The organism is Paraburkholderia sp. UCT31, assembly GCF_014397655.1.
Taxonomy (GTDB): Bacteria; Pseudomonadota; Gammaproteobacteria; order Burkholderiales; family Burkholderiaceae; genus Paraburkholderia; species Paraburkholderia tuberum.
On the sequence record NZ_VZQP01000064.1, the window covers coordinates 16,393 to 38,877 of the forward strand.

The window sequence follows — 22,485 nt, forward strand, 5'->3', positions numbered from 1 at the left end:
GTCGCTCGGCGCGTCGAGCCTGAAGTACTGAAGAGCGGGCCCGCGAGGCCCGCTTTTTTCACACCGTTCGTCGCCACTGCGCGACAGCGTCTGCGGCCACCACCCACGCATGGCGGCGCCCCACCGGCGCCACGCTACAATGTGCGCTGATTGCGCCGCGCGCACCGTGCGGCTTGCCCTTGCTCCCTTCATGACTCCAAAGCCTTCTTCGCGTTCTGCTTCCTCGTCGGCGCGTTCGCGCGAATCCCGTTTGTCGACGCTGCAACTGTCGCCCGAATCGCTCGGGTTCGCACTCGATTGCGCGGCCCAGGCCGTCGGCGCCGTGCGTCTCGGCGCGGCCTTGCCCGCGGCGCTGCAAAGCGTTTTCGTGGCGGTGCCCGAGGACAACGCCGCAGCGGCGCGCGGCGCGGTGCAGGATATCGCCTATCGCACGCTGCGCCGTCTCGCGACCGCCGAGTGGCTGATCGCGAAGCTGGTGAAGAAGGCGCCTCCGCCGCACGTCGCGCATGTGCTCGCGTGCGCGCTCGCGCTGCTCGTCGACGACGAAGCGAGCGCCGCCTACACGCCGTTCACGATCGTCGACCAGGCGGTCAGGGTGATTGGCGCGCGTCGCGAGTTCGCGTTCGCGAAGGGGCTCGTCAACGCGGTGCTGCGCAACTTCTTGCGCGAGCGCGACACGTTGCTCGCCTCCGTGCAAGCCGATGAAGTCGCGCGCTGGAACTATCCGGCCTGGTGGATCGACGCGGTGAAGCGCGCATGGCCCGAGGCGTGGCAATCGGTGCTGGCCGCCGGCAACACGCAAGGTCCGCTGACGTTGCGCGTGAACGCGCGCCATTCGACGGTCGACGCCTATCTGCAAGTGCTGCAACGCCAGCAGATCGCCGCGAGCAAGGCTGGCGAGTACGCGGTCACGCTCGCGACGCCAATGCCGGTCGAGCGCATTCCGGGCTTCAGCGATGGTGTCGTGTCCGTACAGGACGCAGGTGCGCAACTCGCCGCGCAATTACTTGGCGTGCGTGACGGCATGCGCGTGCTCGACGCATGCGCGGCCCCTGGCGGCAAGACCGGGCATCTGCTCGAACTCGCCAACATTCAAGTGGTCGCGCTCGAAAGCGATGCGTCTCGCGCGCGCCGCATCGGCGAAAACCTGCGGCGTCTGAAGCTCGAAGCGGAAGTGCGCATCGGCGACGCGGGCAACCCCGCGCAATGGCACGACGACCTCGACCAGCCGTTCGACCGCATCCTCGCCGATGTGCCGTGCTCGGCGTCGGGCATCGTGCGGCGTCATCCGGATATTCGCTGGCTGCGTCGTCAGTCCGATATCGCCGCGCTCGTCGCCGAACAGGGCCGCATTCTCGACGCGCTGTGGCCGCTCGTGAAACCGGGCGGCGAGTTGCTTTACGTTACCTGTTCGATCTTCCCCGAAGAGGGCGAGTTGCAGGCACAGTGGTTTGGAAACCAGCACCAGGATGCGGTACGATTGGACGCGCCGGGGCAGCTTTTACCCTCAGCTGCCCGCGCGCCCGCCGACCCATCGGCCGGTTCTCATGCTGGACGACCCGCTGAATTCAGCGCCGGCACGAACTCAGACCACGACGGATTTTTCTACGCGCGCTTTCAGAAACGGTGACCATAAAACGCTTCTTCCCGCTTCGGCTCGCTGCCGTGCTCTGGATCGCGCTGGCCGTCTGGCTTGCAGGGCCGGGCGCGGCGCACGCTGACTCGATAGCGGTGCAGCGGGCGTCGCTGCAGGCCGACAACGGCGGCTGGAGTCTCGACGCGCATTTCGAATTCGAGCTGAACAGCAATCTCGAAGACGCGGTCAACAAAGGCATTCCGCTTTATTTCACGACCGATTTCGAACTGAGCCGACCGCGCTGGTACTGGTTCGACGAGCAGCCGGTCAGCGTGTCGCAAAGTTTGCGGCTGTCGTTCCAGCCACTCACGCGCGAATATCGCGTGTCGAGCGTGCAGTCGGGCGGCTTGCAGCTGGGCTTTTCCACGCTCAACGATGCGCTCGCGGTGATCAAGCACGTGACGTCGTGGCACGTGATCGACCGCAATCAGGTGCGGGTCGGCGAAACCTATAACGCGTCCGTGCGCATGCAACTCGACATCGGGCTGATGCCCAAGCCGTTCCAGATCGACGCGGTGAACAACCGCGACTGGAACCTCGCCTCCGATTGGAAGCGCTTCACTTTCACGGCCGCCGATCGTGCTAAATAAAGTGCGCTCATCTTCCACCAGTGTCAGCAGCATCGTCGTGCGCGTGCTCGTGTCGACGGTCGCGGTGACGGCCGTGTTGCTGCTCGTGTTGCTGGCTGCCGCCAGCGCGAACACCGAATTCTTCGACCGCTATTACCAGTGGCTGTATGCGGCCAACGTCGCGGTCGCGTTGATCTTTCTGCTGGTGGTGGTGACGCTCGTCGTCATCATCATCGTGCGATTACGCACGGGGAAATTCGGCACACGGCTGCTCGCGAAGCTCGCGTTCTTCATGGCGCTGGTCGGTGTGGTGCCGGGCGGCATCATCTACATCGTGTCGTATCAGTTCGTGTCACGCAGCATCGAGTCGTGGTTCGACGTGAACGTCGAAACCGCGCTCGCGTCCGGCCTCAACCTCGGGCGTGGCATGCTCGACGCGTCGCTGTCCGATCTGCAGACGAAGGCGCGTCTGATGTCCGAGCAGCTCGCGAGCGCGGATGCGGCTGGCACCACGTTGACGCTGCTGCGTTTGCGCGACCAGTTCGGTGTGCAGGACGCGACGATCGTCGAGCCGACCCGCAGCATGTCTGGCGCGACGCCGGACATGCACGTGGTCGCGCAGGCGTCCGGCAACTACGCGATGCTGCTGCCGAACGATCTGCCGACACCGCTGATGATCGAGCAGGCGCGTGGCCACGGCTATGCGGCGATCGAAGGCGAAGTGGACGGCGATCCGAATGCGCACGGCGGCAAGGGAGCGCTGCGTCTGCGCGTGGTGCAGCGTATTCCCGATGCGAACGCGTCGCTGTTGCAGCCCGCCGAGCGCTTCCTGCAACTGACGCAGCCGGTCTCGACGACACTCGCGCGCAATGCCGACTCGGTGCAGCGCGCGTATCGCGAGTATCAGGAGAAGGCGCTCGGCCGCACCGGCTTGCGCAAGATGTACATCGGCACGCTGACCCTGTCGCTGTTTCTCGCGACTTTCATCGCGATGATGCTCGCGCTGGCGCTCGGCAATCAGCTCGCGCGGCCGCTATTCCTGCTCGCGCAGGGCACGAAGGAAATCACCGAGGGGGACTACACGCCAAAGCGCGAGATCAAGTCGCGCGACGAACTCGGTTTCCTCACGCAGTCGTTCAATGCGATGACGCGGCAGTTGTCGGAGGCGCGCGGGGCGGTCGAGAAAAATCGTATCGCGCTCGAGCATTCGAAGGCGTATCTCGAGAGCATCCTCGCGAACCTGACCGCGGGTGTGTTCGTGTTCGACCGGCAATTCCGGCTGACCACCGCGAATCGAGGCGCCGAGCGGATTTTCCGTCAGCCGTTCCAGACGGTGCTCGGCTCGTCGCTCGATCAGATCGGCGTGCTCGGCGAATTCGGCGCGATGGTGCGCAAGGCATTCGCCGATCGCGAAGCGGCGAGTGAAGACGGCCATGACGACAACGGCCATTGGCAGCAGCAGTTCTCGGTGCCGGTGCCCGGCGAAACCGAGCCGCTCACGCTGCTCGTGCGCGGCGCGCGCCTCCTCGCGGCGAACGAGCGCGACGCTGAAGACAGGCAGACCGCGGGCTACGTGATCGTGTTCGACGACATCTCCGACGTGATCTCCGCGCAGCGTTCGATCGCATGGGGCGAAGTCGCGCGGCGCCTCGCGCACGAGATCAAGAATCCGCTCACGCCGATTCAACTGTCGGCCGAGCGTTTGCAGATGAAACTCGCCGACAAGCTCGCGCCGTCGGATGCGGACGTGCTGAAGCGCGGCGCGACGACGATCGTCAATCAGGTCGCCGCGATGAAGCAGATGGTCGACGATTTCCGCGACTACGCGCGCACACCGCCCGCGGTACTCGCGCATCTGCAATTGAATGGTCTGGTCAGCGAGGTGCTCACGCTGTACGGTATCGAAGAAGGCAAGGGCGCGATCCAGGTCGAGCTGGCGGCCTTGCCCGCGATACGCGGCGACGCGACGCAGTTGCGTCAGGTGATCCACAACCTGCTGCAGAACGCGCAGGACGCGGTCGCCGAAGTCGCGCATCCGCGTGTTTTGCTCGAGACGAGGACAGTAGAATACGGAGACCCCGACGCGCAAGGCAAGGCGCGCGTCGCGGTCCGTCTGACAGTGTCGGACAACGGACCAGGCTTCCCCGCGCGTATCCTCACACGCGCGTTCGAGCCGTACGTGACGACCAAGGCCAAGGGTACGGGTCTGGGACTTGCGATGGTCAAGAAGATCGTCGACGAACATGGCGCGCGCATCGACATTCGCAATCGCATGAAGGCCGGCGACGTGATCGAAGGCGCGCAGATTTCGATTCTCTTCCTTCAACTGGCGGACGACTCCGCGCAGCCGGGTGCACCTGGTTCGGGTGCCCATCCGGCGCACGGCGGCGCGTCGCAGGGAACGACAAAAGCAACAGTGCAGACAAGGGCAGCGTAAATGGCAACCATCCTGGTGGTAGATGATGAAATGGGCATCCGGGAACTGCTCTCGGAGATCCTCAGCGACGAGGGACACGTCGTGGAGGCCGCTGAAAACGCGCAGGAGGCGCGCGAGTTCCGTCTGCGTCAGGCGCCGGACCTCGTGCTGCTCGACATCTGGATGCCGGACACCGACGGCGTGACGCTGCTCAAGGAATGGGCCGCGCAAGGTCAATTGACGATGCCCGTGATCATGATGTCCGGTCACGCGACGATCGACACCGCGGTCGAGGCCACCAAGATCGGCGCGCTCAACTTCCTCGAAAAGCCGATCGCGTTGCAGAAGCTACTAAAGGCGGTCGAGCAGGGACTCGCGCGTGGTAACGCGGCGGCCGTGCCTGGCGGCGTGGCTGCGAAGCCGGCGTTGCCGGTCAGCGCATCGTCAGTCGCGTCGGCGGCCGCGTTGCCGATACTGTCGTCCGATGGCGTCGGCGGCGGCGCGCTCGCCGCGCAAACCGCGTCGATCTCGTTCGACATTCCGCTGCGCGATGCGCGCGATGCGTTCGAGCGCGCGTACTTCGAATATCACCTCGCGCGCGAGAACGGCAGCATGACGCGTGTCGCGGAGAAGACCGGTCTCGAGCGCACGCATCTTTATCGCAAGCTGAAGCAACTCGGCGTCGATCTCGGCAAGAACAAAGGGGAGTGAGCGCCACGTGTTGCATGCGAACGCGGCCCGGCAAATTATTTATGAAGGGGCTTGCTGAACTGCGGATCGCTTGATATAGTTTCGTTCTTCGTTGGCCCGGTAGCTCAGTTGGTAGAGCAGCGGATTGAAAATCCGCGTGTCGGTGGTTCGATTCCGCCCCAGGCCACCAGGATTCAGCCCCAGGAAATCGCAAGATTCCCTGGGGCTTTTCCGTTTGGCGGACAAGTCGTCACTTCGGCTTGCCATGCAGTTGAAGCCGCGCGCGTGGGGCAGCTGGCGTCGGCGACATTCGGTGTCGCGTGATAAAATCGCGCCAGTTCAAGGACTTGCATGCAGGCCTCGCACGCGGTCGTGCAGTGCCGAGCATGTCGCACCGAAGCACCCAATCCTTCGCCCGACGATCGGCGGTATAAGCGCCCAGTCACGTTCCCGCGCAACGCGCGACCTATACTGCTTTGGGCCGGCACAGTGCCGGCACACGTCGCGCCGCGTTGCTTGCATGGCGCACCTCGCGCAGCGCGACGTGGCACTCTCATTCACGGAGTATCACGGTGATCCGCAAAGACGCTAAGCGTAGCGCGCTCGTGCTGTTTTCCGGCGGCCAGGATTCTGCCACGTGTCTCGCGTGGGCGCTCGACCGTTACGACACGGTCGAAACGGTCGGCTTCGATTATGGTCAGCGTCATCGTGTCGAACTCGAATGCCGCGAAGGATTCCGTCAGGCCGTCGCGCGTGCGTTTCCGGCGTGGGCCGATCGTCTCGGCGACGATCACACGATCGACCTGTCGCTGCTCGGCGCGATCAGCGACACCGCGATGACGCGCGAGATCGAAATCGAAGCCACGGCCAATGGGTTGCCGAACACGTTCGTGCCGGGCCGCAATCTGATGTTCATGACGATCGCCGCGGCCATCGCGTATCGGCGCGGTTTGCAGGTGCTGGTCGGCGGGATGTGCGAGACGGACTTCTCGGGCTACCCCGATTGCCGCGACGACACGATGAAGGCGCTGCAGGTCGCGCTGAATCTCGGCATGGACGCGCGCTTCGCGCTGGAGACGCCGCTGATGTGGCTCGACAAGGCCGACACGTGGCGCCTCGCGCGCGAGCTCGGCGGCGACGCATTGGTGGAACTGGTGCGCGTCGAGACGCATACCTGCTACGTCGGCGAACGGGCCGAGTTGCACTCATGGGGCTTCGGCTGCGGCGAATGCCCGGCATGCCGGTTGCGCAAACGTGGCTATGAGGCCTACCTCGCCGGAGAAAAAGTCACCGAGCCGGTCTGACGGCTCGCGCGAGAGCGCCCATCATTGAGCATCATTGATTCAGGAACACAGGACAGAAAGCAGCATGACGTACGCGGTCAAGGAAATTTTCTACACGTTGCAGGGCGAGGGCGCGAATGCCGGGCGGCCGGCCGTGTTCTGCCGTTTCGCGGGCTGCAATCTGTGGTCCGGCCGCGAAGAGGATCGCGCGGACGCCGTCTGCCGTTTCTGCGACACCGACTTCGTCGGCACCGACGGCGAGAACGGCGGCAAGTACCGCACACCTGACGAACTGGTCGCGATGATCGCGTCGCAATGGCCGCAGGGCGAGGGCGAACGCTTCGTCGTGTGCACTGGCGGCGAGCCGATGCTGCAGCTCGATCAGCCGCTCGTCGACGCGCTGCACGCGGCCGGCTTCGAGATCGCGATCGAGACCAACGGCTCGCTGCCGGTGCTCGACACGATCGATTGGATCTGCGTGAGCCCGAAGGCCGACGCGCCGCTCGTCGTGACGAAGGGCAACGAACTGAAAGTCGTGATCCCGCAGGACAACCAGCGCCTCGACGACTACGCCAAGCTCGACTTCGAGTATTTCCTCGTCCAGCCGATGGACGGCCCGTCGCGCGACATCAACACGAAGCTCGCGATCGACTGGTGCAAACGTCATCCGCAGTGGCGCCTGTCGATGCAGACTCACAAGTATCTGAACATTCCCTGATTTGCCGTGCTGACGATTACCCGAAAACTCGAATTCGACGCGGGCCACCGCATTCCCGATCACCGCAGCCAGTGCCGTAATCTGCACGGCCATCGCTACGTGCTCGAAATCACGCTGCTAGGCGATCTGGTCGACACCGAAGGCGCGCCCGATCGCGGCATGGTGATGGACTTCGCCGACGTGAAGTCGCTCGCCAACGAGCACCTGGTCGACAAGTGGGACCACGCGTTTCTCGTCTACGAAGGCGACACGCAGGTGCGTGGCTTCCTCGACAGCATGGCGGATCACAAGACGGTCGTGATCGATCGCATTCCGACCGTCGAAAACCTCGCCGCGATTGCGTTCGACATTCTCGCGAACGTCTACGACGCGCACTACGGCGTGAACCTGCGCCTGCACAAGGTGCGTCTGTACGAGACGCCGAATTGCTGGGCCGAGGTGGTCCGCGACTCGCTTCCCACCTGAATCCACGCCCCGCCACGCGAACGAACTCTCGCGTTATTGTCACGGTATGATCGTTCCGACCAACACACGGAGCGAGACATGCCGGTCACCGCATCGCGTCGCAGCAGGCAACGAGGCCGTCAGCGCCCCGGTGCCTGCCTGATCCACTATCTGGCCCCGCTTCGCATTGCAAACCTGCGCGAGGCCAGCCGATGAGCACCTTCACCAACTCCCTCAAACAACGTCTGAAGGACAACGCGCCGCTGATCGGGCTGTGGTTGTCGCTCGGCAGCGAGGCCGCCGCGGAAGCACTCGCGCACGCCGGCTTCGACTGGCTGCTGATCGACATGGAGCACGCGCCCAACGATAGCGGCGGCGTCGAGTCGCAATTGCGCGCGATTGCCGCCGCCCATCTGCCGAGCGAGCCGGTGGTGCGGGTGCCCGCGAGCGAGCCGTGGCTCGTCAAGCGCGTGCTCGACGCCGGCGCGCGCACGCTGATGTTCCCGAACATCGAATCCGCCGAAGACGCGGCACGCGCCGTGCGGCTCACCCAATATCCGACCGCCGAGGCGCTCGACGGCCTGCGCGGCGTCGCGGGCGTCGTGCGCGCGGCCGGTTACGGCATGCGGCGTGATTACGTGCAGACGGCCAACGCACAGATCGCGACGATTGTGCAGATCGAATCGGCGCGCGGTTTGCGGGAGGTCGAGCAGATCGCGGCGACGCCGGGCGTCGATTGCCTGTTCGTCGGGCCGGCCGATCTCGCCGCGAGCCTTGGTCATCTCGGCGACGCGAAACACCCGGACGTGCAGGCGGCGATGGCGCGTATCGTCAGCGCGGCGGACAAGGCCGGCATTGCCGCCGGCATCTTCGCGATGGACGTGGCGAGCGCGCGGCAGCATCGCGACGCCGGTTTTCGCTTCGTCGCGCTAGCCGCCGACGTGATCTGGATGTTGCGCGCGACGCGCCAGGCATTACAGGAGGTGAGGTCATGAACGGCACAGTGCAGGGGGGCGCCGGGCGGATGATCACGCGAGTGACCGCGCAAGTGACCATGGCGGCGGCGCTGCTCGCGACTGGGGCGTGGAACGCCGCGTATGCACAGGATCGCGTCGCCAAGGCGAACGATCCGCAGACGCAATCCGCGGTGGCCGACTACAACGCCGGCAACCTTGGCGCGGCGCTGAGCGAATTCCGCCAGGCCGCCGAGCGCGGCAGCCGGCTTGCGCAGTTCAACTACGCGATGATGCTGCTCAACGGCGAAGGCACGCCGGTCAACGTCGACGAAGGCAAAAAGTGGCTGCGCAAGGCCGCCGACGCGAACATGTCGCACGCGCAATACGTGTACGGCAAGATGTACGACGATGGCGAGTTCGTCGAGCGCGATCCGGTGGAGGCGCATCGCTGGTTCATGAAGGCGGCCGCGCAGGGCCATGTGCAGGCGGAGCTCGCGCTCGCGAATCAGTTCCTCGACGGACGCGGTACCGAGCGTGACAACAAGCAGGCGTTCGTCTGGTACAAGAAAGCGGCGCAGGGCGGCGACATGACCGCGCAGTACGTGACCGGCTCGTTCTACGAGCGTGGCGGCGATGGTGTCGACCGGAATCTGAATGTGGCGCGCGCGTATTACGCGGCCGCGGCGGCGCAGGGCGATCCGGCCGCGCGCCTGAAGTATCAGCAGTTGAGCGCGCAGCTGCGCGATCAGAAGGAAGTGAAGCCGCAGTAATGAAGCAGCAATAAAGCAAAAGGGCGCTCGCAACGAGCGCCCCTTTTTTGCATTGTCGTTTGCTGCGTGCCGCTAGCTACGGGTTAGCTCTGCATCAACCGCTTCTGTCGCGCGACGCTCATGATCAGCCCGATCGCGACGCCCAATGTAGTCAGCGCGGTGCCACCGTAACTCATGAACGGCAACGGCACGCCGACCACCGGCAGAATCCCGCTCACCATGCCGATATTGACGAACGCGTATGTGAAGAATGCCATCGTCAACGAGCCGGCCAATAATCGCCCGAACAATGTCGCGCCGTTGGCCGCGATGTAGAGCCCGCGCGCGATCAATAGCATGTACAGCGTGAGCAGCACGATTCCGCCTGCCAAACCGAACTCTTCCGAAAACACCGCGAAGATGAAGTCGGTGTGCTTCTCGGGGATGAACTCCAGATGCGCCTGCGTACCCTTCAGCCAACCCTTGCCGAGCGGGCCGCCCGAGCCGATCGCGATCACCGCTTGAATCGTGTGGAAGCCTTTGCCGAGCGGGTCAGAGGTCGGATCGAGCAGCGTGCAGATGCGGTGCTTCTGGTAGTCGTGCATCAGCGGCCACTGCACTTCGGGCTGACAGATCTTGTCCTGGAACGCCGCGATCGACGCAACCGCAATCACGGCCGCGATCAGCACCGGCACGATCAGCTTGAAGCTCAGCCCCGCGAAGTAAATCACGAACAGGCCGGCCGCGAACACGAGCACGGCCGTGCCGAGGTCGGGCTGCTTCGCGATCAGGCCGACCGGCACGATCAGGATCACGAAGCCGACCAGGTAGTCGTACCAGCGCATCACGCCTTCGCGGCGCTGGTAGTACCAGGCGAGCATCAGCGGTGTGGCGATCTTCATGATTTCCGATGGCTGGATCACCACGCCGACGTTGATCCAGCGCTTCGCGCCCTTGCGCGTAAGGCCGAACATCGCGACCGCGACCAGTAGCGCGATCCCGAACGCGTAGAGCGGGACCGCGAAGCGCATCAGCGTATTGGGCGGCACATTGGCGAGCCCCCACATCAGCACGAAGGTGAGCAGGATGTTGCGCAACTGGTCTTCGACGCGGCCCGGCATGTCGAGTGTCGCGCTGTACAGCGTGACGATGCCGACGCACAGCAGCAGAAACACGATCAGTGCGAGCGGACGGTCGAAGCCTACGAACATCCGCTTGATGCGCTCGAGCCAGGCGCGCTTGTCGAATTGCATGCCTTTCTCCTTATTCGTCGATGCCGCCGGCGGCCGGCTGGCGCGGCGACGCGCCCTGAAAGCTGTCCTCGCGCGATGGTGCCGCGACGCTCGGCGCCGGCTCGCTTGCCGGACGGGGTTGGTGCGGGGCGCCGGACGTACGCGACGCGGATTTCTTTGCCGCGGACGAAGCCGATGCCGGCTTCGCCGCCGAGGCCGCGCGCGCTGCGGTGGCCGAAGCCGCTGCCGGCGCGCTGGCCGGCACCGTTGCCGCCGCGCCAGCCGACGCCGCCACCGGCGCAGACGCGCCATTCGCGCCCGAAGCCGCAACGGCCGCCGACGCACCCGAGGCCACCGCGGCAGCCGCCGCCCCCGGCATCGGCAGTGCCGTAAAGCCCGCCGCAATTTTGAGCGAGTGAGCGCCCTCATGCGAGGCCGGCGTATCGCCGACCTGCGGCGCGGATGCTTCGAGCGTGGTCGATGCCGCTACCGCGACCGCCGCTTCTTCCGCGCCGGGCTTGGTCTTGCCGACCAGGTAATAGTCGAGCACCCTGCGCGCGATCGGACCGGCCGCCTCCGCGCCCCAACCGCCGTTTTCGACGACCAGCGCGAGTGCGATCTTCGGTTGATCGGCCGGCGCGAAGGCGATGAACAGCGCGTGATCGCGCAAATTCTCCGCAACCGCGTGACCTTTGTAGTTCGCGCCTTGCAGCGAGTACACCTGCGCGGTACCGGTCTTGCCGGCCGCCTGATATGGCGCGCCCGCGAACACTTTGGCCGCCGTGCCGTTCGTGACCACGCCTTCCATCGCGCGCTTGATGAAGTCGATGTCCTGCTGCTTGACCGCGATCTTGTCGCTCGGATCGCGCACCACCGGCCGCGTGTCCTTCGTGATCGGATTCTCGATGTCGCGCACGAGGTGCGGCTTCATCACGACGCCGTTGTTCGCGAGCGTTGCGGTGGCATGGGCGAGCTGCAGCATCGTGAACGAGTTGTAGCCCTGGCCGATGCCGAGGCTGACCGTTTCGCCTTCGTACCACTTCTGCTGCTCGGGGCGGCGGTATGCGTGGCGCTTCCAGTCGGTCGACGGCAGGATGCCCTTCGCTTCGCCGGCGATGTCGATGCCGGTGATCTGCCCGAAGCCCCACGGCTTCATGAAGTTCGCGATGTTGTTGACGCCGAGATCGTGCGCGAGCATGTAGAAGTACGTGTCGTTCGACACGACGATCGCACGGTTCATGTCGATCCAGCCCTGGCCCGAGCGCACGTCGTTGCGGAACGTGTGGCCGCCGAACGTGTAGTAACCGGGGTCCTGGAAGCCCCAGCTCGGCGTGCGCTTGTGCAGCGTCAGCGCGGCGAGCGCCATGAACGGCTTGTAGGTCGAGCCCGGCGGATAGGTGCCGTGCAGCGGCCGGTTCAGGAGCGGATGGTCGGGCGAGTTGTTCAGTTCGTCCCAGGTCTGCTGGTCGATGCCGTCGACGAAGGAATTCGGATCGAAGCTCGGCGCCGACACGAACGCGAGCACGTCGCCGGTGGACGGCTCGATCGCGACGAGCGCGCCGCGGTGTCCGGCGAACGCCTGCTCGGCGACCTGCTGAAGGCCGATGTCGAGCGACAGCACGAGGTTGTTGCCCGGCGTCGCCTGGGTGCGCGACAGCGTACGCACCGGACGGCCGCCCGCCGTCACCTCGACTTCCTCGAAACCGGTCTGGCCGTGCAACTCGGTCTCGTAGCTCTGCTCGACGCCGATCTTGCCGATGTAATCGGTGCCCTTGTAGTTGTTCGCGTCAAGACGCGGATCGTAGTGGTCCGGGTCGCTGTCGTTCTGATCGCTGGCGTCGTCGATGCGGTCCTGGTCGCGTTGCGAAATCCGTCCGATGTAGCCGATCACGTGCGCGGCGGTCGGCCCGAGCGGGTACTGGCGGAACAGCCGCGCGCGCACTTCGACGCCAGGAAAGCGGAAGCGCTGCGCGGTGAAGCGCGCGACTTCGTCGTCGGTCAGCCGCGTGCGGATCGGCAGACTTTCGAAGTTCTTCGAGTCTTCCTGCAGCTTCTTGAAGCGGCGACGGTCGCGCGCATCGATCGACACGACGGTGGCGAGGTTGTCGATCACGTTATCGAGCGTGTCGTTCAGCTTCGACGGGGTGATTTCAAGCGTATAGGCGGAGTAGTTCTTCGCGAGCACGACGCCGTTCCGGTCGGTGATGATGCCGCGGTTCGGCACGATCGGCGCGACGGAGATGCGGTTTTCATCGGCTTGCAGCGAGTACTTGCTGTAGTGCCAGACCTGCAGGAACAGGAAGCGGAAGCCGATCAGCCCGAAGCAGACAAACACGAACAGGCCCGCCGCCGCGACGCGCAGGCGGAATTTCGTGAGCTGCTGTTGAGTGTCCTTGAATTCGGTCATGCGATTCTGCAAAAGGCCGGCATGCGGCCATCAAGAGTGTGCGCCCAAACTGGCCGTGGCCGGTGGGCCCGATGCGGGATCAAATGGGGCGCGTATCGTCCGGGTCGGCGGGGCGGCGCTGCGGCATCAGCAGCAAGATGCTGGCGACCGGCCACAGCGCCGCTTCAACGAAACCGTCGATCAGATAACTCCAGCCCGGAAACGCCGCGCCGGTCAACAACCGGATCACGAACGGCACCAGTTGCGCGACGACGAGCAGCGGCATCACCGCGAACATTTGCACGCCGAGCGACATCCACAGCACGCGGCGGTGAATCGTGATCGCGCCGTACGACAGCAGCGTGTAGGCGAGCGCGTGCTCGCCGAGCAGGCTCGCGTTGTGCACGTCCATCAGCAGACCGAGCAGAAACGCGATGCCCATGCCCACCTTGCGCGGCTGATGGACATTCCAGAACAGCAGCACGAGTGCGACGAAATCGGGCACGCCGGCGAGACGCCCCCACGGCATCAGGTTCAGCAGGAACGCGGAAGCGAGGCTGAACGCGATGAAGTACGGGTTGACGGGCTGCAGGATGTATTGCGGGCGATTCATGGCTGAGCCCCCGGCTCGGCTTGCGGCTTCACGTTCTTCGCGGCGGCCGGCTTTTCGGCTTTCCTGTCGGCCGCAGCTTTGCCCGGCGCCTTTTCCACGGATTTGGCTGCGGGCTTTTCGGTCGGCGCTTTGTCGGCGGCGTTCCTGTCGGCTGGCCTGGCGGCGGATTTGTCCGCCGCGCCCTTGCCGTCCGCTGCTTTGGCGCCCTTCTTCGCTTTCGCTTCCTTCGCGACGGTTGCCGCGTCGGGTTCGTCCGCCGGGCGCGGCGGCGCGTTGTTCTGGACGTGCAGCACGAGCACCTGACGCGCACCGCGCACCGCGGCGACCGGCAGACTGACTACGCGCGCAAACGCGGTGTCGGCCTGCTTGTCGACGCGCACGACCTTCGCGACCGGCAGCCCCGGCGGATACACGCCGTCGAGGCCGCTCGTGACGAGCTCGTCGCCGGTCTGGACGTCGGCGCTGATCGGCACGAAGCGCAGATCGAGCGTGTCACCCTTCGGCGTACCGTAGATCACGCTGCGCAAGCCGGTGCGCAGAATTTCGACCGGCACCGCCTGGTCCTTGTCCGTCAGCAGCGTGACTTCGGCCTGCAGCGGGAACACCCGTGTGACCTGGCCGATCACGCCATCTTCGTCGACGACCGGCGAGCCGTTCTGGATGCCTTGCTGCGCGCCGCGTCCGATCACGACCTTCTGCGTGAACGGATCGCGCGTGTCGTACTGGATTTCGGCGGGCAGCGATTGCGTGGTGAGGCTCTGCGACAGTTGCATCAGCGCGCGCAGATGGCCATTTTCGGCGGCGAGCGACGCGGCCAGATTGGCCTGCTGCGACAGCCGCAGATCCTTCGCGCGCAGCTTCGCGTTCTCGTCGCGTAGCGTGGCGCTCGTCACGGCGAGGTCGGCGGCGCCCATGAAGATGTCGCGCGGCACGAGCGCTGCGCGCTGCAAAGGATAAAGACCCGCGCCGAGCACGCCGCGGACGATTTCGAGCGTCTGGAAGCGAGCATCGGAGATCAGCAGGGCGAGCGCCAGCACGACGAAGAACACCAGTCGGGCCAGAGCGGAGGGGCCTTGCTTGAACAGGGGCGGCGGACTGTATTCCATGGTCGGCGCCGGGGGCGTGAGCGGTTGGGTGAGACGGCGACGCGCAAGGCGCGCGCGGTCAGCGCGCGGAGGCTGGTCGGCCCAGCCAACGACAAAGCGGCCCACAAGGGGCCGTGTGCCAGATCCGCGCTACTGACATGGGAGGAAGGGCTCGCTTACTCGTACGAGAAGATGCTGCCGAGCTTGTCCATGCGTTCGAGCGCCATGCCCGAGCCGCGCACGACGCAGGTCAGCGGGTCTTCGGCGACGAGCACCGGCAGGCCGGTTTCTTCGGCGAGCAGGCGATCGAGGTCGCGCAGCAGCGCGCCACCGCCGGTCAGCATCATGCCGCGCTCGGCGATGTCCGCGCCGAGTTCCGGCGGCGTCTGTTCCAGTGCGATCTTCACCGACGACACGATCTGGTTCAGCGGATCGGTCAGCGCTTCGAGGATTTCGTTGCTGGAGATCGTGAAGCTGCGCGGAATGCCTTCCGACAGATTGCGGCCCTTCACTTCCATTTCCTTGACTTCGGAGCCCGGGAACGCCGAGCCGATTTCCTTCTTGATGGCTTCGGCGGTCTGTTCGCCGATCAGCATGCCGTAGTTGCGGCGGATGTAGTTGACGATCGCTTCGTCGAACTTGTCGCCGCCGACGCGCACCGAGCCCTTGTACACGATGCCGCCGAGCGAGATCACGCCGACTTCTGTCGTGCCGCCGCCGATGTCGACGACCATCGAACCCGTTGCTTCCGACACCGGCAGGCCCGCGCCGATCGCGGCAGCCATCGGCTCTTCGATCAGATACACCTGCGAGGCGCCCGCGCCGTGCGCGGCTTCCTTGATCGCGCGACGCTCGACCTGGGTCGAACCGCACGGCACGCAGATGATGATGCGAGGCGACGGCGAGAACATGCGCGATTCGTGAGCAGTCTTGATGAACTGCTTGATCATCTGCTCGGTGACGGTGAAGTCGGCGATCACGCCGTCTTTCATCGGGCGGATCGCCTCGATGTTGCCCGGCACCTTGCCGAGCATCTGCTTGGCTTCCTTGCCGACTGCCTGAATGGTCTTCTTGCCGTTGGGGCCGCCTTCCTGGCGGATCGACACGACCGACGGTTCGTCGAGAACGATGCCCTTGCCGCGCATGTAGATAAGGGTGTTGGCGGTGCCGAGGTCAATCGCCAGATCGTTGGAGAAGTAGCTGCGCAAAAAACCGAACATTCAAAATCCTGTCTCGCTGGGGGCCGGGCCTCGCACCGTATGCGTAGGGCGGCAGCGGAAAAATAACAGCTTCAACCGGGCGGTAGCGACGCCACATGAACTTGAAGCCGCGGGGGAGTCTACCGGAGGCCGTTGCAAAGCCAGGGCGGAAAGCGCCGGACGTTCTTGGAATTGTCCGTAAGGCCTTGGTAAGTCGGTCCGGGTTTGGGTCGAACGCGTAATGATACCTTATAATTTTGGATGTTTTGAAGGAAACGGAGCGCACATTTTGTCATTGCCGCTCCTTTTTCTGGATTGTCCTATCTTGTCGTAACCCGCTGTTACAACGCGACTTTTTAACTGTTGTGACATTCCACCCTTTCCGGTGACTGCATGGCTCTGACCCTGACCGATGTAAAACGCATCGCGCATCTCGCGCGACTCGAACTGGCCGATGCCGACGCCGAGCACACGCGTGCCCAGCTCAATGATTTTTTCGGCCTCGTCGAGCAGATGCAGGCGGTCGATACCACCGGCATCGCGCCGCTTGCCCACCCGATCGAGCAGATCGAAGACGTCGCGCTGCGTCTGCGTGACGACGCCGTCACGGAGACGGTCGAGCGCGAGGCTTTCCAGCGCCCCGCGCCGGCCGTTCAGGACGGCCTGTACCTCGTGCCGAAGGTGATCGAATAAGACCCGCCCGGCAGACCCCGCGTCTGGCGTCTGCGCGAGCCTCCGTGGTCCAGACGCGCGTCCTCGCCGCGAACCTTGCCGGACCGGTCTGCCGACGGGCAACCGAACGCCTCCACGGCGGCGTGACCACGCTGCCGCGCTTTCCAGGATAAAACGCAATGCATGAAAAAAGTTTGAGCGAACTGCGCGCCGCGCTCGCGGCCAAGGAATGCTCCGCAGTCGAACTGGCGCAGCTGTACCTGAAGCGGATCGACGCGGCCAATAGCCTGAACGCGTTCATTCAGGTCGATCCGGAACTGACGCTCGCGCAGGCGAAAGCCGCCGACGCGCTGCTGCACACCGGCCATGCGGGCCCGCTGGTCGGCCTGCCGATCGCGCACAAGGATGTGTTCGTCACGAAGGGCTGGCGCTCCACGGCCGGCTCGAAGATGCTCGCGAACTACGAAAGCCCGTTCGACGCGACCGTGGTCGCGCGTCTGCAGAACGCCGGCATGGTGTGCGTGGGCAAGACCAACATGGACGAGTTCGCGATGGGTTCGTCCAACGAGAATTCGTATTTCGGCGCCGTGCAGAATCCGTGGGACCGCAAGGCCGTGCCGGGCGGTTCGTCGGGCGGCTCGGCTGCCGCCGTGGCCGCGCGTCTCGCGCCCGCCGCGACCGGCACCGACACCGGCGGCTCGATTCGCCAGCCGGCGTCGTTCTCGGGCATCACCGGCATCAAGCCGACGTACGGCCGGGTGTCGCGCTACGGCATGATCGCGTTCGCGTCGTCGCTCGACCAGGGCGGCCCGATGGCGCAAAGCGCCGCGGACTGCGCGGCGCTGCTCAACGCGATGGCCGGCTTCGACGAGCGCGACTCGACGAGCCTCTCGCACGAGCACGAGGACTACACGCGCTATCTCGGCAAGTCGTGGCAGGACGGCGGCACGGACAAGCCGCTCGCCGGTCTGCGCATCGGCCTGCCGAAGGAGTATTTCGGCCCCGGTCTCGCCGACGACGTGCGCGCGTCGATCGACGCCGCCTTGAAGCAGTACGAAGCGCTCGGCGCGACGCTCGTCGAGGTGTCGCTGCCGAAGACCGAACTGTCGATCCCGGTCTACTACGTGATCGCGCCGGCCGAAGCATCGTCGAACCTGTCGCGTTTCGATGGCGTGCGGTTTGGCCATCGCGCGGCCGGGTACCGCGATCTGCTCGACATGTACAAGAAGTCGCGCGCCGAAGGCTTCGGCCCGGAAGTGAAGCGCCGCATTCTGGTCGGCACCTACGTGCTGTCGCACGGCTACTACGACGCCTACTACCTGCAGGCGCAGAAGATCCGCCGCATCATCGCGCAGGACTTCCAGCAAGCGTTCAAGCAGTGCGACGTGATCATGGGACCGGTCGCGCCGTCGGTGGCGTGGGACATCGGCGCGAAGGGCGACGATCCGGTGCAGATGTATCTGGCCGACATCTATACGCTGTCGGTGAGCCTCGCCGGCCTGCCGGGCATGAGCGTGCCGTGCGGTTTCGGCGCGGGCGCGAATGCGCAGCGTCCGGTCGGTCTGCAGATCATCGGCAACTATTTCAACGAAGCCCGGATGCTGCAGGTGGCCGACGCGTTCCAGCGCGCGACCGACTGGCACCGTCAGGCACCGGCAGGAGCGTGAGCACCATGACCAAACAATGGGAAGTCGTGATCGGTCTGGAGACCCACACGCAGTTGTCGACGCATTCGAAAATCTTCTCGGGCACCGCGACGCAATTCGGCGCCGCGCCGAACACGCAGGCGAGCCCCGTCGATCTGGCCTTGCCCGGCACGCTGCCGGTGATGAACCGCGGCGCGGTCGAACGCGCCATTCAGTTCGGTCTCGCGATCGGCGCAACGGTGGCGCCGCGCAGCATCTTCGCGCGCAAGAATTATTTCTACCCCGACCTGCCGAAGGGCTACCAGATCAGCCAGTACGAAATCCCCGTCGTGCAGGGCGGTCAGGTGACGATCCAGGTACCGGCCAATGAAAAGGCGGGCAAGGAAGCGTACGAGAAAACCGTCAACCTGACGCGCGCCCACCTCGAGGAAGACGCGGGCAAGTCGCTGCACGAAGACTTCGCGGGCATGACCGGCATCGACCTGAATCGCGCCGGCACGCCGCTGCTCGAAATCGTCACCGAGCCGGAAATGCGCAGCGCAGCCGAGGCCGTTGCCTACGCGAAGTCGCTGCACACGCTCGTCGTGTGGCTCGGCATCTGCGACGGCAACATGCAGGAAGGCTCGTTCCGCTGCGACGCGAACGTGTCGGTGCGTCCGGTCGGCCAGAAGGAATTCGGCACGCGCACCGAGACCAAGAACCTGAACTCGTTCCGCTTCCTCGAAGAAGCGATCCAGTACGAAGTGCGTCGCCAGATCGAACTGATCGAAGACGGCGGCACGGTGGTGCAGGAAACGCGTCTGTACGATCCGGACAAGCGCGAGACGCGTTCGATGCGCAGCAAGGAAGACGCGCATGACTACCGCTATTTCCCCGACCCCGACCTGATGCCGCTCGTGATCGACGCCGCGTGGGTCGAGCGCGTGAAGAGCGAGATGCCGGAACTGCCGGAAGCGATCCAGCGGCGCTTCGTGTCGCAGTACGGACTCACGCCGTACGACGCGAACGTGCTGACCTCGAGCAAGGCGACGGCCGCTTACTACGAAGCGGTGGTCGCCAAGTTCGGTGCGGCCAACGCGAAGGTCGCGGCGAACTGGGTGATGGGTGAAGTGTCGTCGCAGCTCAATCGCGAAGGCCTCGACATTGCCGCGTGCCCGGTCTCGGCCGCGCAGCTGGCGCTGGTTCTGCAACGTATTGCCGACGGTACGATCTCGAACAAGATCGCGAAGGAAATCTTCCTCGCGATCTGGGAAGAGAAGGCCACCGACGAAGCCGCCGCCGATCGCATCATCGAGGCGAAAGGCTTGAAGCAGATTTCGGACACCGGCGCGCTCGAAGCGATCATCGACGAAGTGCTCGCCGCGAACCAGAAGTCGGTCGACGAATATCGCGCCGGCAAGGAAAAGGCGTTCAACGCGCTGATCGGCCAGGCGATGAAAGCAACCAAGGGTAAGGCCAACCCTGCTCAGGTCAATGAATTGCTCAAGAAGAAGTTGTCCTGAGTTGAAGTGCCGCGGGCCGGGCGTGATCGCGCCCGTGTCACCACGGGCCGTTGCCGGATCGAAGCAGGGCAACGGCCCGTTTTATTTTGCGGACCCGCTTCAGCCGGTTAAGCGTAGGTAAGCGTAGACCTTGGAGTGTATGCATGACAAAGCAACCCGATCTCGACGATTTCCGCGTGCCGTATTTCGACGACGGCAAGAAAAAAAACCACTTCTCGCTCGATCATTTCGATCCGAAGGCGAAGCCGTTTTCGAGCGGCTCGAAAGACGCTGACCGCGCGCGTCTGTCGGAAGTAGGCCTGCTGCTCGACAACCTGCAGGAGCGGTTGCACGCGCAGCGCACGCGCCGCGTTCTGCTAGTGCTGCAAGGCATGGACACGAGCGGCAAGGACGGCACGATCCGCGCGGTATTTCACGAAGTCGATCCGCTCGGCTTGCGCATCGTGCCGTTCAAGGCGCCGACGCCTGTCGAACTCGCGCACGACTTCCTGTGGCGCGTGCATTCGCAGGCACCCGCGGCCGGCGAGCTGACGATCTTCAACCGCAGTCACTACGAAGACCTGCTCGTGCCGACCGTGCTGGGCGCGCTCGACGCCGCGGGGTTCCAGCAGCGGTGCCGCCATATCCGTCAGTTCGAGGAGATGCTCGCCGACAGCGGCGCGACGATTCTCAAGTGCATGCTGCACATTTCAAGGGACGAGCAGCGTGTGCGTTTGCAGGAGCGCATCGACGATCCGCTGAAGCACTGGAAATTCGACGTGTCGGATCTCGAAGCGCGCAAGCAGTGGGACGCTTATCAGTCCGCGTATGGCGACACACTGGCCGCGACGTCGACCGAATACGCGCCGTGGTACGTGATTCCGGCCGAGTCGAAGACGCATCGCAACGTGATGGTCGCCGAACTGCTGCTGCGCACGCTCGACGCGCTGAAGCTCGAATATCCGCCGGCCAAGGAATCGCTGAAGGGCGTCAAGGTCGAGTGAACGCGGCCTTGCCCCTTGGCTTCAGAAACGAATCGAACAAAAGAGGAAAGACATGTTGCGTGTGATTACCGCCAACCTCAACGGCATCCGCTCGGCGGCGAAGAAGGGCTTTTTCGACTGGTTCGGCGAACAGGGCGCCGACGTGCTTTGCGTGCAGGAAATCAAATGCTCGCAGGATGATATGACGCCGGAGTTCATGGCGCCGCATGATTTCACCGGCTATTTCCAGCATGCGGTAAAAAAGGGTTATAGCGGCGCGGGCGTCTATACGCGTCATGAGCCGGACGAAGTGGTCATCGGCTTCGGCAGCGAGGAGTTCGACCCGGAAGGGCGCTATGTCGAGCTGCGTTTCGGCAAGCTGTCGGTGGTCTCGGTGTATGTGCCGTCGGGGTCGAGCGGCGACGAGCGCCAGCAGGCCAAGTTCCGTTTCATGGACGAGTTCATGCCGCATCTCGCCGAACTGGCGAAGGAGCGCGAGGTGATCGTGTGCGGCGACGTGAACATCGTGCACAAGGAAATCGACATCAAGAACTGGAAGAGCAACCAGAAGAATTCGGGCTGCCTGCCCGAAGAGCGCGCATGGCTCGACAAACTGTTCGACGAAGTCGGTTATGTGGACGTGTTCCGCACGCTCGACCAGCGGCCCGAGCAGTACACGTGGTGGAGCAATCGCGGTCAGGCGTATGCGAAGAACGTCGGGTGGCGGATCGATTACCAGATCGCGACGCCGGGCATCGCAAGCAAGGCGAAGCGCACCGACGTGTTCCGCGACATCAAGTTCAGCGACCATGCGCCGCTGACCGTCGACTACGACCATAAGGTCAAGATCAAGAAGTAAGCAAGGCGCGGCGCTTGAGCGCGCCGCTCTCCGACAGCACCGATATCAGTCGCGCGCAGGCTTGCGGGTCGGCCGACCGATGCCTGCATAATCGGGCAACTCGTCGACGCTCTTGCCGATTGCCTTCGCGTACAGCGGCAGCATGTCCGGCAGCCGCTTGATGATGTCGTCGCGGCGCGCCGGCGTGTACGGGTGCACGTAGATGAAGCCCTGGCCGCGACTGCCGCGCGTCGCCTGCGCGAGCTTATCCCACAGCGTGACCGCCGCGCGCGGATCGAAGCCGGCGCGCGACGCGATATCGCTGCCAATCACGTCGGCTTCGGTTTCGTCGGTGCTTTCGTACTTCATTTCCAGCAGACGCGAACCGATGCCGAGCGGCGCCATGCCCAGATCGGCGAGGCCGAACAGTTGCGGAATCGTGCCGGACGAATCGAGCTGGCTCGCCTGCAACTGACCGAGCCGCATGCGCGCGTGCTCGCGCAACGCGTGCGCGATCTCATGGCCGATCAGCATGCCGACCTCGTTGTCGTTCAGGCGGACGCGATCGAGAATCCCGCTATAGACGACGATCTTGCCGCCCGGCAGGCAGTACATGCGGATGTCGTTCGAGCGCACCACCGCGACTTCCCACTTCCAGAGCCTGGCTCGCTCGTTCCATTTCAACGAGTACGGAATCATCCGGTTGATGATCGAGCGCACGCGCTTCACGCGCGCGTCCGTCTCGCCGTACAGGCGGTTCGCGTGGCTGGCGCCGTAGACGATCTGGCTGAACTCCTCGGCGGCCTGCGCCTCGAGTATCGACGACGGGATCAGGTTGCGGAACACCATGTAACCGCCGTAGCGCAGTTGCGGGCTCACGTAGTAGGGC

The 22,485-nt window shown here is 64.7% G+C and carries 20 protein-coding genes and 1 tRNA gene; 15 read left to right on the forward strand and 6 right to left on the reverse strand.

Translation table 11 applies throughout. The features are described from left to right. Positions 1 to 190 precede the first annotated feature (190 nt). The 10 genes from rsmB to F6X40_RS35350 all read left to right on the forward strand — a co-directional run bounded on the left by rsmB (position 191) and on the right by F6X40_RS35350 (position 9,482). Positions 191 to 1,630, forward strand: coding sequence for a 16S rRNA (cytosine(967)-C(5))-methyltransferase RsmB (gene rsmB, locus F6X40_RS35305; protein WP_187631064.1), 1,440 nt, complete (start codon positions 191 to 193; stop codon positions 1,628 to 1,630). Beyond that, entirely contained in the window at positions 1,627 to 2,226 is a 600-nt protein-coding gene (locus tag F6X40_RS35310) for a DUF4390 domain-containing protein (protein WP_187631065.1), read from the forward strand. Before rsmB ends, F6X40_RS35310 begins: the two co-directional genes overlap by 4 nt. Then, positions 2,216 to 4,642 carry a sensor histidine kinase gene (locus F6X40_RS35315; RefSeq protein ID WP_187631066.1) on the forward strand — a complete coding sequence of 809 codons (2,427 nt, stop codon included), beginning with the start codon at positions 2,216 to 2,218 and terminating at the stop codon, positions 4,640 to 4,642. Before F6X40_RS35310 ends, F6X40_RS35315 begins: the two co-directional genes overlap by 11 nt. Beyond that, entirely contained in the window at positions 4,643 to 5,332 is a 690-nt protein-coding gene (gene esaR, locus F6X40_RS35320) for a response regulator transcription factor EsaR (RefSeq protein ID WP_184069010.1), read from the forward strand. Positions 5,333 to 5,425: 93 nt separating this feature from the next. Further along, positions 5,426 to 5,501, forward strand: a tRNA-Phe gene (locus tag F6X40_RS35325). Positions 5,502 to 5,883: 382 nt separating this feature from the next. Then, the gene (gene queC, locus F6X40_RS35330) at positions 5,884 to 6,615 is read left to right on the forward strand and encodes a 7-cyano-7-deazaguanine synthase QueC (RefSeq protein WP_184069007.1); all 732 of its coding nucleotides are present in this window, start codon (positions 5,884 to 5,886) and stop codon (positions 6,613 to 6,615) included. Positions 6,616 to 6,679: 64 nt separating this feature from the next. Continuing rightward, positions 6,680 to 7,312 (forward strand): 7-carboxy-7-deazaguanine synthase, encoded by a 633-nt coding sequence (gene queE, locus F6X40_RS35335; protein WP_184060905.1) that lies wholly within the window; start codon positions 6,680 to 6,682, stop codon positions 7,310 to 7,312. 9 nt (positions 7,313 to 7,321) lie between these two features. Then, entirely contained in the window at positions 7,322 to 7,777 is a 456-nt protein-coding gene (gene queD / locus F6X40_RS35340; RefSeq protein ID WP_184061034.1) for a 6-carboxytetrahydropterin synthase QueD, read from the forward strand. A 191-nt stretch (positions 7,778 to 7,968) separates the two neighbouring features. After that, on the forward strand, positions 7,969 to 8,751 hold the full coding sequence (locus tag F6X40_RS35345; protein WP_187631067.1) for an HpcH/HpaI aldolase family protein: 783 nt from the start codon (positions 7,969 to 7,971) through the stop codon (positions 8,749 to 8,751). 29 nt (positions 8,752 to 8,780) lie between these two features. Then, positions 8,781 to 9,482 (forward strand): tetratricopeptide repeat protein, encoded by a 702-nt coding sequence (locus F6X40_RS35350; protein WP_409340037.1) that lies wholly within the window; start codon positions 8,781 to 8,783, stop codon positions 9,480 to 9,482. Between the two features lie 83 nt (positions 9,483 to 9,565). Here F6X40_RS35350 and rodA read toward each other — a convergent pair whose 3' ends face one another. From rodA to F6X40_RS35375, 5 genes are all read right to left on the reverse strand, one after another. Beyond that, positions 9,566 to 10,714, reverse strand: coding sequence for a rod shape-determining protein RodA (gene rodA / locus F6X40_RS35355; protein ID WP_184025834.1), 1,149 nt, complete (start codon positions 10,712 to 10,714; stop codon positions 9,566 to 9,568). Positions 10,715 to 10,724: 10 nt separating this feature from the next. Then, positions 10,725 to 13,100, reverse strand: coding sequence for a penicillin-binding protein 2 (mrdA, locus tag F6X40_RS35360; RefSeq protein ID WP_187631068.1), 2,376 nt, complete (start codon positions 13,098 to 13,100; stop codon positions 10,725 to 10,727). Between the two features lie 79 nt (positions 13,101 to 13,179). Then, positions 13,180 to 13,692: a rod shape-determining protein MreD gene (gene mreD / locus F6X40_RS35365; RefSeq protein ID WP_090802227.1), complete on the reverse strand. Its 513-nt coding sequence runs from the start codon at positions 13,690 to 13,692 to the stop codon at positions 13,180 to 13,182. Continuing rightward, entirely contained in the window at positions 13,689 to 14,798 is a 1,110-nt protein-coding gene (gene mreC, locus F6X40_RS35370; protein ID WP_187631069.1) for a rod shape-determining protein MreC, read from the reverse strand. The genes mreD and mreC overlap by 4 nt, the downstream gene beginning before the upstream one ends. Positions 14,799 to 14,953: 155 nt before the next feature. Further along, positions 14,954 to 15,997, reverse strand: coding sequence for a rod shape-determining protein (locus F6X40_RS35375; protein WP_004189550.1), 1,044 nt, complete (start codon positions 15,995 to 15,997; stop codon positions 14,954 to 14,956). Positions 15,998 to 16,369: 372 nt separating this feature from the next. Here F6X40_RS35375 and gatC point away from each other — a divergent pair, with 372 nt between their 5' ends. The 5 genes from gatC to F6X40_RS35400 all read left to right on the forward strand — a co-directional run bounded on the left by gatC (position 16,370) and on the right by F6X40_RS35400 (position 21,617). Next, the gene (gene gatC, locus F6X40_RS35380) at positions 16,370 to 16,669 is read left to right on the forward strand and encodes an Asp-tRNA(Asn)/Glu-tRNA(Gln) amidotransferase subunit GatC (protein WP_018419087.1); all 300 of its coding nucleotides are present in this window, start codon (positions 16,370 to 16,372) and stop codon (positions 16,667 to 16,669) included. 158 nt (positions 16,670 to 16,827) lie between these two features. Next, positions 16,828 to 18,315, forward strand: coding sequence for an Asp-tRNA(Asn)/Glu-tRNA(Gln) amidotransferase subunit GatA (gatA, locus tag F6X40_RS35385; RefSeq protein ID WP_187631070.1), 1,488 nt, complete (start codon positions 16,828 to 16,830; stop codon positions 18,313 to 18,315). A 5-nt stretch (positions 18,316 to 18,320) separates the two neighbouring features. After that, complete coding sequence (gene gatB, locus F6X40_RS35390; RefSeq protein ID WP_090802222.1) at positions 18,321 to 19,796, forward strand: Asp-tRNA(Asn)/Glu-tRNA(Gln) amidotransferase subunit GatB; 1,476 nt, start codon at positions 18,321 to 18,323, stop codon at positions 19,794 to 19,796. Between the two features lie 143 nt (positions 19,797 to 19,939). Beyond that, a complete protein-coding gene (locus F6X40_RS35395) occupies positions 19,940 to 20,779 on the forward strand; it encodes a PPK2 family polyphosphate kinase (RefSeq protein WP_187631071.1) in 840 nt (279 codons plus the stop codon). A 52-nt stretch (positions 20,780 to 20,831) separates the two neighbouring features. Continuing rightward, complete coding sequence (locus F6X40_RS35400) at positions 20,832 to 21,617, forward strand: exodeoxyribonuclease III (RefSeq protein WP_184025852.1); 786 nt, start codon at positions 20,832 to 20,834, stop codon at positions 21,615 to 21,617. A 45-nt stretch (positions 21,618 to 21,662) separates the two neighbouring features. On the opposite strand, the gene F6X40_RS35405 is transcribed toward F6X40_RS35400, so the two are convergent. Beyond that, positions 21,663 to 22,485: M48 family metallopeptidase (locus F6X40_RS35405; RefSeq protein WP_262421669.1), on the reverse strand; the 823-nt coding region annotated here is incomplete at its 5' end.